Source organism: Streptomyces sp. CCM_MD2014 (assembly GCF_000772045.1).
GTDB lineage: Bacteria > Actinomycetota > Actinomycetes > Streptomycetales > Streptomycetaceae > Streptomyces > Streptomyces salinarius.
Window position 1 is genome coordinate 7,603,241 of record NZ_CP009754.1, and the last position, 12,817, is coordinate 7,616,057.

10 protein-coding genes are annotated in these 12,817 nt (G+C 71.8%); 5 read left to right on the forward strand and 5 right to left on the reverse strand.

Annotated elements, in window-relative coordinates:
* Nucleotides 1-21 precede the first annotated feature (21 nt).
* From NI25_RS33980 to NI25_RS33990, 3 genes are all read right to left on the reverse strand, one after another.
* Nucleotides 22-762: a maleylpyruvate isomerase family mycothiol-dependent enzyme gene (locus NI25_RS33980; protein WP_061446136.1), complete on the reverse strand. Its 741-nt coding sequence runs from the start codon at nucleotides 760-762 to the stop codon at nucleotides 22-24.
* Between the two features lie 64 nt (nucleotides 763-826).
* A complete protein-coding gene (locus NI25_RS33985; RefSeq protein WP_061446137.1) occupies nucleotides 827-1,999 on the reverse strand; it encodes an MFS transporter in 1,173 nt (390 codons plus the stop codon).
* A gap of 80 nt (nucleotides 2,000-2,079) precedes the next feature.
* A complete protein-coding gene (locus tag NI25_RS33990; RefSeq protein WP_061446138.1) occupies nucleotides 2,080-3,102 on the reverse strand; it encodes a LacI family DNA-binding transcriptional regulator in 1,023 nt (340 codons plus the stop codon).
* 276 nt (nucleotides 3,103-3,378) lie between these two features.
* Here NI25_RS33990 and NI25_RS33995 point away from each other — a divergent pair, with 276 nt between their 5' ends.
* From NI25_RS33995 to NI25_RS40580, 5 genes are all read left to right on the forward strand, one after another.
* A complete protein-coding gene (locus NI25_RS33995) occupies nucleotides 3,379-4,740 on the forward strand; it encodes an ABC transporter substrate-binding protein (RefSeq protein WP_061446139.1) in 1,362 nt (453 codons plus the stop codon).
* Entirely contained in the window at nucleotides 4,737-5,669 is a 933-nt protein-coding gene (locus NI25_RS34000) for a carbohydrate ABC transporter permease (RefSeq protein WP_061446140.1), read from the forward strand. The genes NI25_RS33995 and NI25_RS34000 overlap by 4 nt, the downstream gene beginning before the upstream one ends.
* 2 nt (nucleotides 5,670-5,671) lie before the next feature.
* Nucleotides 5,672-6,553 (forward strand): carbohydrate ABC transporter permease, encoded by an 882-nt coding sequence (locus tag NI25_RS34005; protein ID WP_199561065.1) that lies wholly within the window; start codon nucleotides 5,672-5,674, stop codon nucleotides 6,551-6,553.
* Between the two features lie 60 nt (nucleotides 6,554-6,613).
* Nucleotides 6,614-8,695: a glycoside hydrolase family 2 protein gene (locus NI25_RS34010; protein WP_061446142.1), complete on the forward strand. Its 2,082-nt coding sequence runs from the start codon at nucleotides 6,614-6,616 to the stop codon at nucleotides 8,693-8,695.
* Between the two features lie 144 nt (nucleotides 8,696-8,839).
* Nucleotides 8,840-10,507 (forward strand): sialidase family protein, encoded by a 1,668-nt coding sequence (locus NI25_RS40580; protein WP_061446143.1) that lies wholly within the window; start codon nucleotides 8,840-8,842, stop codon nucleotides 10,505-10,507.
* A gap of 59 nt (nucleotides 10,508-10,566) precedes the next feature.
* Here the strand turns inward: NI25_RS40580 and NI25_RS34020 are convergent, their stop codons facing one another.
* Nucleotides 10,567-11,946, reverse strand: coding sequence for a GH1 family beta-glucosidase (locus tag NI25_RS34020; RefSeq protein ID WP_061446144.1), 1,380 nt, complete (start codon nucleotides 11,944-11,946; stop codon nucleotides 10,567-10,569).
* Nucleotides 11,947-11,985: 39 nt separating this feature from the next.
* A complete protein-coding gene (locus NI25_RS34025) occupies nucleotides 11,986-12,813 on the reverse strand; it encodes a carbohydrate ABC transporter permease (RefSeq protein ID WP_061446145.1) in 828 nt (275 codons plus the stop codon).
* Nucleotides 12,814-12,817 lie beyond the last annotated feature (4 nt).

Genomic DNA, 12,817 nt, shown 5'->3' on the forward strand with positions numbered 1-12,817 from the left:
CCGGTCCCTCGGGCGTTCGGCTCACTTCCAGGTGACGCCCGACCGCTCGCGCCACAACGCGGCGAGGGCGCCGTCGCCCTTCACCTCCGGGAAGGGCCGGCGGTTCCACAGCGCCGGATAGAGCTGCGCGGCGGGGCCGGACAGCTCGCAGTCGGCGTCTGCGTCCTCCTCCCGCACGGTCACCGGCGGCTGAGGGGACAGCCGTACGGTCCACACCGCGTCCGGCGTGTCCGTCGCCCGCACCCGCAGCGTGCGGGGTCCCTCGGTGCGCACCGCGCTCTTCGGACGGGCGTGGAAGGCGCACAGCAGCTCGTCGATGCCGTCCACCGCGAAGTCCGCGCCGACGGCGGTGGGTTCGCCGCCGCGGGCGGACTCGGCGTCGATCCGGTGCACGGTCGTCTCGTGCGCCTGCCGCCTGGCCCAGAAGGCCAGCGGCGACGGCGCGGGCAGGAAGTGCCAGCACCGCACGCCGGGCTCGGCGCCGGCGAGGGTGCCGACGAGCCGTTCGTGTCCCTCCCGGAACCAGCTCAGCAGCGGACCGCCGTCTAGGGCGGGCGGGTCGTCGGCCCGCCGGGGACCGGTGTGCCCCTCGGCGACGAACTCCGTCGCCCAGCGGTGCACCATCCCCGTGTGCCGCAGCAGGTCCCGAACCCGCCAGCCCGGGCAGGTCGGCACCTCGGCGTCGGTGCCCGCCGCCTCGGCGGCCGCGGCCAGCAACGCTCCTTCACGGTCCAGGATCTCGACGTACGCGGCGGTCCTCATGGCAGGCAGTCTGCCGCACGGAGCGCACCCGACGGCACGCCGCGCGGCACTTTCGGGGTCCGCCTCAGCCCTGGACTCCCGCGCGGTGCGTCGCCACCGCGACCAGCACGGCCACCGCGGCGAGCGCCGCGACACTGGTGAGGGCGGCCGGCAGCGAGAACCAGTCGGCCATGAAACCGATCGCGGGCGGTCCGAGCAGCATGCCGCCGTAGCCCAGGGTGGACGCGGTCGCGACACCGCTCGGGCCGCCGAGCGCACCGGCCCGCTCGACCGCGACCGGGAAGATGTTGGCCAGTCCGAGGCCGGTGATCGCGAAGCCGAACAGCGCCGCCCACACGGACGGGGCGAGCGACCCGAGCAGCATGCCGGCCACCGCCGTGGTGCCGCCCGCCACCACCGTGGCCGTCCGGCCCAGCCGCTCCAGCAGCGTCGTCCCGGTCAGCCGGCCGACGGTCATGGCGAGCGCGAAACACGAGTAGCCCGCTGCCGCCAGCCCCGGGGAGGCGTCGAGGTCCTGCTCCAGGTGCAGGGCGCCCCAGTCGGCCATCGCGCCCTCGCCGTACGCGGTGCACAGGGCGATCAGGCCGAAGGTGACGACGAGGCGGCGGGTACGACGGTCACGGTGGCGTGGGGCGTCGGCCTCGTCCGGTGTGCGGTCCGGGGGCGCGGCGGGCTCGCAGCGCAGCAGGGCGCGGCCCGCGAACAGGGTGACCAGCAGACCGGTCACGGTGAGGGCGAGCAGGTGCCGCGTCGGCGACAGAGCCCCGGCGACCAGGCCGCCGAGCCCCGCGCCGACCATCCCGCCGAGGCTGAACGCCGCGTGGAAGCTGGGCATGACGGGACGTCCCAGTACGGCGACCAGGTCGACGGCGGCGCTGTTGAAGGCGACGTTGATCCCGCCGTACGCGCTGCCGAAGACCAGCAGCACGGCGCCGAGGGCGAGCGCCGAGTGGGTGAGCGGGGGCAGGGCGATGCTGAGGCAGAGCAGCACCGCGCAGGCGACGGTGACGGGGTGGCTGCCGTAGCGCCGGACCAGCCGTCCGGTGAGCGTCATGGTGACGACGGCGCCCGCCGAGACACCGAGCAGGGCGAGCCCGAGGGCGCTGGCGGAGGCGCCGGTCTGCTCCTTGATGGCGGGGATGCGGACCACCCAGCCGGCGAAGACGAAGCCGTCGAGGGCGAAGAAGGAGGTCAGAGCGATGCGGAGACGGGTGAGATCGGTACGGGAGCCCGGCACGGCGCTGTGCGAACGGGCTTTGTTTATTTGCGGCACAAAAGGAGGCTAGGTGCCGGGCGGGCTCGCGGCAAGGGCGTCCGTCAGTCGGTCCGTGCTCCCGCGGTGCTCTCGCGCACCACCAGCCGGTGCGGCGCCTTGGTCTCCGTCGGTACGGGTGCCGAGCCGTCGATGACGCCGAGCAGCGTGCTGACCGCGGTGCGCGCGATAGCGGCCTTGTCCGGGGCGACGGTGGTCAGCGACGGCGAGCTGTACCGGCCCTCCTGGATGCCGTCCACGCCGACGACGGCGATGTCGTCCGGCACCCGCACCCCCGCGCGGGTCAGGGTGTGCATGGCGCCGATGGCCAGCAGGTCGTTGTAGCAGAAGACCGCGTCGGGCGGTTCCGGCAGGGCGAGCAACCGCTCCATGGCCTGGGCGCCGAGGTGGCGGTGGAAGCGCGGCGTGGGGACGATCAGCTCGTCGTCCACCGTGAGCCCCGCCCGTTCCAGCGCCTGCCGGTATCCGGTGGTCCGCAACTGCGCGGTCTCACCGGTGCTGTAGGGCTGATCGCCGATGGCCGCGATGCGCCGGCGGCCGAGGCCGAGGAGGTGTTCCGTCGCCTCCCGGGCCGCGACGACGTTGTCGATCGCCACGTGGTGGAAGCTGCCGTTGAAGATGTGCTCGCCGAGCAGTACCACCGGCACACGGTTGGTGCGCCGGCGCAGCTCGTCCGCGGAGATGGACAGCGGGCTCAGCAGCAGGCCGTCGAACATCGTGGCACGGGACTCGCGGCCCAGCAGCTCCCGCTCGCGCTCTCCGTCGCCGTCGGTCTGGTCGAGCATGACCACGTAATGGTGGGCGCGGGCCGCGGTGATCACCTCGCGGGCCAGTTCGGCGAAGTACGGCACGTCCAGCTCCGGAACGACCAGCGCGATCATGCCGCTGCGGCCCCGGCGGAGATTGCGGGCCACCAGGTTCGGCCGGTAGTCGAGTTCGTCGAGCGCGGCCTGCACCCGGACCCGCAACTCGTCGGAGACGGGCACCGAACCGTTGACCACGTTGGACACGGTGCGGATCGAGACTCCGGCGCGTCGGGCGACGTCGCGGAGCGTGGAGCCGGCCATCCAGTTCCCCCTCACGGCCCCCGCGGGGCATCGGTCGGCAGCATCTCCTGTTCGCGCCGGTGCGGACCAGCGCTGACGCAGGTTGATGTTACCCAGGTATTGCATCGATGCAAAAGGCGACGCATCATCTCTGCATCGTTGCAAAGCGCACGGCGGTACGGGTCCAGCGCGTACCGCCGCGCCGCCGACGACGCCTGCGCGCGTCCACGTCCACTCCCGCTCAGCGACCCCCTTTTCGCGCACTCCAGCCGCATTTCCGACCGAGGAGCCGTGCTCATGTCCAGATCATTCGTCCCGCGGCGCAGCGTCCTGCGCGGCGCGCTCGGCGCCGGCGCGCTCGCCGCGACCGCCGGTCCCCTCGCGGCGTGCGCCCCCGGTTCCTCCGGGTCCGAGCCGCGCAAGCTCACCGGGACGCCCAGCGCGTCGGCCAAGGGCGAGATCACCATCTGGAACCGCTCGGGCGACCTGTTCAAGGTCTTCGACGCGGCGATCGACGCCTTCCGCAAGGCCTATCCGGACATCAAGGTCCGTCACCAGGCCGTCGACATCGACGCCAAGCTGGCCAACACCCTGATCAGCGGCACCGATCTGCCCGACGGCAGCTTCTGGGACGACGCCAAGATCGGCGGCCAGGCGGAGCACCTGTACGACCTGACGGACCTGATAGCGCCCTACCGCGACAAGACCTCGGCGTACAAGCTCTCGGTCAACACCGTGGGCGGCCGGATCTACGGCGTCCCCTGGGACCTCGACCCCGGGCTGCTCTGGTACCGCGAGGACCTGCTGGAGGACGCCGGAGTCGACCCGGCCGGGCTGAAGACCTACGACGATCTGCTGGCGGCGGCCCGCTCCCTCAAAGAGACGAACCCCAAGGCCCGCCCCCTCCACATGGAGAAGGACCCCTTCCTGGGGCAGCTCTGGCTGGAGATGCTCGCGGGCCAGCAGGGCACCAGCCTCGCCGACGCGGACGGACAGGTGCGGCTGGACTCCAAGGAGTACCGCAACATCCTCAACTGGGTCCGGGACGCCGTCGACGACGACCTGGTCACCCACGCCGAATACCTGAAGCAGGCCGACCTCGCCGCCCTGGAGAACGGGCAGCAGGCCCTGGTCCCGTGGGCGGTGTGGTGGTCCTTCGCACCCCAGCAGCTGCTGAAGAAGGGCAAGGGCAAGTGGCGGGCCGCGCCGCTGCCGGCCTGGACCCCGGGCGGAGCGCGCAGCGGCGCCATGGGCGGCAGCAGCTTCATCATCCCGGCGAAGGCGAAGAACCCCGAACTGGCCTGGCTGCTCTACGAGTTCCTGTGCTTCAAAGAGCCCGGCTACAGCGCCGTGTACGGGCCGGGCGAGGTGTACCCGGACGGACTGACCACCTCCGTGCCCAGCTACGGACCCGCGCGCCGTCCCGACAGGCCGCTGTTCGAACCGGTGGCCGCGCTCGGCGGACAGGACCTCTGGAAGGTCGCCGTGGACGCCGCCGACACCATCCCGTCCGCCGCGCCGATCCCGGCCTGGTGGGCCAAGTCCGTCGACTACCTCGGCAACAACCTCCAGCGGCTCATCGAGGGCGAGATGGCCCCCGACGACGTCATCGACGACTCCACCAAGAAGATCCAGCGCAACCTGGTGGACCGCGCATGACCTCCGGCACCCTCACCCCGCCGCGCAAGGAACGGGCGGCCCCGGCCGCGCCACGCCCCGCGCGCTCCCGCCGCAGGCCCTTCCTCGCGCCGTACCTCTTCGTCGCTCCGTTCTACGTCGTCTTCGCCGCCTTCGGCCTCTACCCCCTCGTCTTCGCACTCCAGTTGAGCTTCACCGACTGGAAGGGCGCCGGCGAGGCGAACTTCATCGGCCTGGAGAACTACACCTACCTGCTCACCAGCGAGGAGTTCTGGTCCTCGCTGGGCAACAGCGCGGTGATGTGGCTGCTGATCGTGCCCCTCCAGATCGTCGGCGGCCTCGCCGCGGCCGTCCTGCTCGCCAACGCGCGGCTGCGGCTGCGCGGCATGTTCCGGGTCGCCTTCATCGCGCCCTTCGTCACCCCCCTGGTGGCGATGGCCCAGGTCTGGATCGTCGCCTTCGACACCGACTACGGGCTGGTCAACCACCTGTTCAACCTGGTCGGTCTGCCGGACGTCGACTGGCTCCAGTCGACCGCCTGGGCCAAACCGACGCTCGCGCTGCTGTTCCTGTGGAAGACCACCGGGTTCGCGATCATCATCCTGCTGGCCGGGCTCCAGGCCGTGCCCGCCGACGTGTACGAGGCGGCATCCCTCGACGGGGCCTCCCGCAAACGGCAGTTCTGGTCGCTGACCCTGCCGCTGATGCGGCGCAGCATCGCCTTCCTCGTCGTGGTGCAGACCCTCGCGGTGTTCCAGATGTTCGCCGAACCGTTCGTCGTCACCCAGGGCGGCCCGTACGGCTCGACCACCACCGGCGGGCTGTACCTCTACAACCACATCCTGGCGTCCGACCTCGGGACCGGCGCCGCGAACTCCTTCCTGCTCGTGCTGCTGGTGTTCGCCCTGTCCCTGCTGTCCGTGCGCCTGCTCCGCTCCAAGGACGAGTGACCATGACCAGCCAGACCAAGAGGACGGGCCGGAGCCTGTCCCAGCCCAGGCCGGGGCCGCTGCAGTACCTGGTGCTCGGCCTGCTCGCCGTCGTGTTCGTCTATCCGATCTGGTGGGCCGTCAGCTCCTCGCTGAAGCCGCCGGCCGACATCGTCCGCGACCCGCTGTCCTTCTCGCTCGGCTCGGCCACGCTCGACAACTACCGGGCGATGTTCGACGACGTGCCCATCGGCACCGGCTTCGTCAACACCGTGCTCGTCGTGGCCGTCAAGGGCGCGATGACCATGTTCTTCTGCCCGCTGGCCGGCTACGCCTTCGCCAAGTACCGCTTCCCCGGCAAGAACCTGCTCTTCGGCGTGCTGATGCTCACGTTGATGCTGCCGACCCTCGTGCTGGTCATTCCACTGCTGCTGGAGATGAGCCAACTGGGCTGGGTCAACACGTACCAGGCGCTGATCCTGCCCGGCAGCATCGACGCCTTCAGCATCTTCTGGATGCGGCAGACCATCGCGGCCGTGCCCGACGAACTCCTCGACGCCGGACGCGTGGACGGGGCGAGCGAGTTCGGCATCTTCGCCCGGATCGTGGTGCCGGTCATCCGGCCGGGCATCGCCGCGCTCGGCGTGCTGACCGCCATGAACATCTACAACGACTTCGTCTGGCCGGTCGTCGCCGTCAACGACGAGAGCCACCAGACGCTCCAGGTGGTGCTCTCCACCCTCGCGCAGAACGTCACCGGCAACCGCGTCGGCGCCGACTTCGCGACCGTCTGGGGCGAACTGCTCGCCGCCGGAAGCATCGCGATGCTGCCCGTGCTCGCCCTGTTCGTCCTGCTGCAACGCCACTTCATCAACGGGATCCTCGCGGGCAGCGTCAAGGGCTGACCTCCCTCCCCGTACCCCGCCGACTCTTCACAGCCGCACCGAATCGGAGCACTCACGCCCATGACCACCCCCCGTCCCGAATACCCCCGGCCCCACTTCGACCGGTCCCACTCCTGGCTCACCCTCAACGGCACCTGGGACTTCCGCGCCGACCCCGGCGAGCGGTACTCCGCCGACGCGCCCGACGGCTACGACCGGGCGATCACCGTGCCCTTCGCCTGGGAGACGCCCGCTTCCGGCATCGCCGAACACTGGCTGCAAACCGCCTGGTACCGGCGCACGTTCACCGTGCCGGCCGACTGGGCCGGACAGCGCGTCGTCCTCCACTTCGGCGCCGTGCACCACGCCGCCACGGTCTGGGTGAACGGCACCGAGGTCGCCCACCACGAGGGCGGCTACACCCCCTTCGCAGCCGACGTCACCGACACCCTCGGCGAGGGCGAACAACTGCTCACCGTGCGGGTGCACGCGCCCGCCGACAAGCTCGACATCGCCCACGGCAAGCAGCGCAGCATGCCCCGCGACGACTACGACGGCGTCTGCTTCACCCCGTCCTCCGGCATCTGGCAGAGCGTCTGGCTCGAGGCCCGCCCCGCCACCCACCTCTCCTCCCTCCGGCTGCGCCCGAACGACGACCTGACCGGCATCACCGTCGAGGCCGTCGTGCACGGCCCCGCGACGGACCGCGCCGAACTCCGGCTGCGCGTACGCGACGAGGACACCGCCGTCACGGCGACCCTGGACCCCGACGGCCGCCTGCGCACCGAGCTCCCCCTCGCCGCACCCAGGCTGTGGTCGCCCGAAGACCCGCACCTCTACCACGTGGACGCCGAACTCACCTCCGCCGACGGCACCGACCGGGTCGCCGCCTACACCGGGCTGCGCACGATCACCGTCGACGGCGAATCCCTGTACCTCAACGGGCGGCGGCTGTTCGTGCGCGGCGTGCTCGACCAGGGCTACTGGCCCGAGACCGGCATCACCGCCCCCGACGACACCGCCCTGCGCCGCGACCTCGAACTCGCGGCCGAGGCCGGCTACAACCTCGTCCGCAAGCACCTCAAGCTGGAGGACCCCCGCTTCGCGCACCACGCCGACACCCTCGGCATGCTCCTGTGGGCCGAACCCGCCTCGCCCGGCCGCTTCTCACCCGCCTCCACCGCCGCCTTCGCCGACCAGATCGAGCCCATGGTCGAGCGCGACGGCAACAGCCCCGCCATCGTCATCTGGGGTCTGTACAACGAGGAGTGGGGCCTGGACTGGGACATTCCCGGGGACCCGGCCAAGCAGCGCGCCACCGCCGACGCCTACGACCGCCTCAAGGCCCTCGACGCCACCCGCCCGGTCGTCGACAACTCCGGCTGGACCCACGTCAAGACCGACCTGCTCGACTGGCACTACTACGACGAGAGCGCCGCCTCCTGGGCCACCACCGTGGCCGGCCTGCTCTCCGGCGAACGCGACGACTTCCCCGTCAAGCTCGGCCCCGACTTCGTCGTCCACAAGAAGCTCGCCGTCCCGGGGCAGCCACTGCGCGGCCTGCCCAACCTCAACAGCGAGTACGGCGGCGGCTTCACCGGCCTGGACCGCGCCTGGCACCTGCGCTGGCAGACCCAGGAACTGCGCCGCCACGACCGGCTCGCCGGGTACGTGTACACGGAGCTGTACGACATCGAGCACGAGAGCGCCGGGCTGCTGGACTTCGGACGCGGCGCGAAGGACCTCGCGGGCGTCGACCCGGCCCACGCCAACGCGCCGACGACCCTCGTCCTGGACGTCACGCCGGTGGCGCCCGGCCGCGACCTGCTCACCGACGACCGCGACTTCACGGTCGACGTCCACGTCTCCCACCACGGCACCGACCCGGTCGCGGGCACCCTGCACACCACCTGGACGCCGGTGTACGCCGGGACGCCCGGCACACCCGGCGACGCCGTCCCCGGCTGCCGTGCCGAAGCCAAGCCGTACGTCCTCGGCGCCCCCGTCACCGTGCCCGCCACGCTGCCCGAGGGCTGGACCAGCGGCCGGCTGCACCTGGCGCTCGTCGTGGACGGCACCGTCACCGCCCGGACCGCGCTGGACGTGGACACACGGACGGCACCCCGCATCGGCGACGACCCGCTGGCGCGCCCCGCCGCCTGACCCCGCCCCGCGGCCGCGCCCGCCGCCCGGGGCGGCGACCGTGCCCGCCCCCCACCGGCCGCGGGCACGGCCGTCCGCCCCGACCACCACCCGCCCACCGGACCCCGCACCATCCCGACCTCCCCACCACCAAGGAGTCGATCCGTGCGCAACCCGTCACCCGCCCGCAGGCGATCACCGGCCCTGCTCGCCGTCCTGGCCCTCGTGACCGCCCTGCTGTCCCTGTGGTCGCAGCCCGCCTCTGCCGCGCCCGCCGGGCAGGTCCTGGCCTCGCCCGACCTCGCGGCCCACCCGCAGGGCGACAACAGTTACCCGCGTGCCGTCCGCCTCGACCACGACGGCTCGGCGGGCCAGACCATGCTGGCCACCTATGCCAAGCGCGAACAGGGCGCCGCCAACACCCTGCCCGTCCACCGCAGCACCGACGGCGGCCGCACCTGGAGCGCCGCCCCGATCTCCACCATCACCTCTCACACCCCGGGCTGGGACATCGAGGCACCGGTCCTCTACGAGGTGCCGCGCACCGCGAACGGCCTCGACCAGGGCGACCTCCTCGCCGCCGGCACCGCCTGGCAGGCCGGCGACTACACCACACAGCGCGTCGAGGTGTTCAAGAGCACCGACCACGGTCTGAGCTGGCAGTACCTCTCCGACTGCACCCGCACCAGCGGCCTGCCCGACACCATCGGGCACGGCATCTGGGAACCCTGGTTCCTGCTCGCCCCCGACAACACACTGGCCTGCTTCATCTCCGACGAGCGGCCCGCGAACAGCCCGACCAACAACCAGGTCATCGGCCACTACACCTCCACCGACGGCGGCCGCACCTGGAGCGGCACCCTCACCGAGGACGTCGCCTTCCCCGCGGACGACCTCGCCCGCCCCGGCATGTCGATCGTCGTCCCGCTGCCCGACGGGCGGTTCATGATGGCGTACGAGATGTGCCGGGACGCCACCGACGCCGACCACGCCTGCGAGGTGTACACCAAGACCAGCCCCGACGGTCTGAACTGGGCGCCCGCCGACAACCCGGGCACCCTCGTGCGGACCGCCGACGGCAGGGAACTGCTGCACACCCCCTACCTCGCCTGGGTACCGGGCGGCGGCCCCGACGGCACGCTGCTGATGTCCGGGCAGCGCGTGGTGAGCGGACCCACCGGGAACAAGACGGTGCTGGCGGAGTCCGGCACCGTGGTCTTCGCCAACACCCGCCTCGGCGCGGGGGAGTGGACCGAGATCGAGGCGCCGGTCCTGACCGGCCCCACCGGCGGCTACAACCCCGGCGAGCCCTCCTGCCCCGGCTACAGCTCACCGATCGTGCCGCGCGCCGACGGCAGCTCCTTCCTCTACCTCACCGCCACCTGGCTCGGCACCGGCAACCAGTGCCAGGTCCGGTTCGGCACCGGCGGCCTCGGCGGACCGGTCGGCCAGGTCACCACGCCGTGGGTCGCGGGCAAGTGTCTGGACGTCGACACCAACACCAGCCGCAACGGCAACGCCGCCCAGCTGTGGGACTGCAACACCGCGACCGGACAGCGCTGGTCCGTTGCCCCCGACGGCACGGTGCGCGCGTTCGGCAAGTGCCTGGACATCGACGGCAACGGCACGGCCAACTTCACCAAGGTCCAGGTGTGGGACTGCGCCCCGGGCGTCGGCGGCCAGCAGTGGCGCCACCAGGCCGACGGCTCGCTGTTCAACCCGCAGTCCGGCCGCTGCCTGGACATCCCGTCCGGCGGCACCGCCAACGGCACCAGGCTGCAGATCTACGACTGCAACGGCCTCGGCACCCAGAAGTGGAACCTGCCGGCCTGACCCCGGGAGCACCGAGGGCGCGCCCCGCCCGATCGTCCGCGGGGCGCGCCCTGCTCACCTCATCCGCGGTTGGCGGCGATCAGCTCCCGGTACCAGCGGTAGCTGTCCTTCGGTGTGCGCTCCTGCGTGTCGTAGTCGACCCGCACGATGCCGAAGCGCTTGTCGTAGCCGTACGCCCACTCGAAGTTGTCCAGCAGCGACCACACGTAGTACCCGCGCACGTCCACGCCCGCGTCGATCGCCGCCCGCAGCGCGGTGAGGTGGTCGCGCAGGTAGGCGACCCGGTCGGTGTCGTGCACCGTGCCGTCGGCGGCGGCCGCGTCGTCCTCCGCCGAGCCGTTTTCCGTGATGTGGACCGGCGGCAGCGCGTCGCCGTACTGCTTCTTCAGAGCGACGAGCAGGTCGGTGAGGCTGTCCGGCACGACCGGCCAGTCCATCGCCGTGTGCCGCACCCCGGGGAGCCGCACCTCCTCGTACCGGTTGTCCGTCGCCACCCGCCGCGCCTGATCGCTCTCGCGGTACGGGGCGTCGGCGACCACGATCGGCCGGTAGTAGTTGACGCCCAGGAAGTCCAGCGGCTGCGAGATCAGCTCCAGGTCGCCGTCCCGCCGGAAGCCCTCGCCGGTGATCAGCCCGCCCCAGGTCTCCTCCTCCGTGGCCGGGTAGCGGCCGGCGAGGATCGGCTCGGTCCACACCAGGTTGTGCTGGGTGTCCGCGCGGACCACCGCCGCCAGGTCGGCGGGGGAGTCGGTGGCGGGCAGGTTGCGGTCCAGGTTGAGCGTGATGCCGACCTCGCGCACCCCGGCCGCCCGCAGCGCCTTCACCGCCAGCCCGTGCCCGACCAGCAGGTGGTGGGCGGCGGCCAGCGCACCCCGGCCCTCCTTGGCGCCGGGCGCGTGCCGGCCGATGGAGTAGCCGAGGAAGGAACTGCACCACGGTTCGTTGAGCGTGATCCAGCGCGGCACCCGGTCGCCCAGGTGCTCCGCGACCACCGCCGTGTACTCGGCGAACCGCTCCGCCGTCTCCCGCACCCGCCAGCCGCCGACGTCTTCGAGGGCCTGCGGCAGGTCCCAGTGGTAGAGGGTGGCGGCCGGCTCGATGCCCGCCGCCAGCAGTTCGTCCACCAGGCGGGAGTAGAAGTCGAGCCCCTTGGGGTTCACCGCGCCCGAGCCGTCCGGCACGACGCGCGGCCAGGCGATCGAGAAGCGGTAGGAGTCCACGCCCAGGTCGCGCAGCAGGGCCACGTCCTCGGGGTAGCGGTGGTAGTGGTCGCAGGCCACGTCACCCGTGTCGCCGTTCACCACCAGACCGGGAGTGTGGCTGTAGGTGTCCCAGATCGACGGACCGCGGCCGTCCTCGGTCGCCGCGCCCTCGATCTGGTACGAGGCGGTCGCGGCGCCGAAGACGAAGCCGGGCGGGAAACCGGGGTACTCACTCATGCTGTGCTGTCATCTCCGTACGTGCGGGGCGTGCGAGGTTCACTTGACGGAACCGCCGGTGATCCCGGCGGCGATGTACTTCTGGGCGAGGACGAGGAGGATCGCGGCGGGCACCGCCGACAGCACCGACGCGGCCATCACCGAGCCCCAGTCGCCGACGTGCGCGCCGATGTACTGGTAGATGCCCAGGGTGATGGGCTTGACGTCGTCGGTCGTGTTCAGGGTGAGCGCGAACATGAAGTCGCTCCACGAGAACAGGAACGCGAACAGGCCCGACGTGATCAGGGAGTTGCGGCTCATCGGCAGCACCACCCGGACGAAGGTGCGCACCGGCCCGGCACCGTCGATCTGCGCGGCCTCGATCACCTCGCCCGGGATCGACACCATGAAGGACCGCATCAGCACGATGGAGAACGGGATGCCCAGCGACGCGTCCGCCAGCATCAGGCCGAAGTAGGAGTTGACCAGGCCCAGGTCGACGTAGGAGTTGTAGAGCGCGTTGGCGATGACGATGCCCGGCACCATCTGGGTGATCAGCGTGCCGAACACGATGGTGCGAGAGCCGCGCAGGCCGAACCGGGCGAGACCGTACGCGGCGGGCGCCGAGATCGCCAGGCAGATGGCGACCGCGCCGAGCGAGACCGCCAGCGAGGTCAGCAGGTGCCCGCCCTGGTCGCTGACCGCCTTGGAGAAGCCGGACAGGTCCAGGCTGCCCGGCACCGGGTCGACCTGGAGCAGCCCCGAGTCGGGCTGGAGCGCGGTGTTGAGCATCCAGTACAGCGGGAACAGCATCACGCACAGGATCAGAACGCCGGCGACGGTGGAACCCCAGCGGCGCCGGGAGGCGGTGGGCGTGTGGGAGGCCATGGAC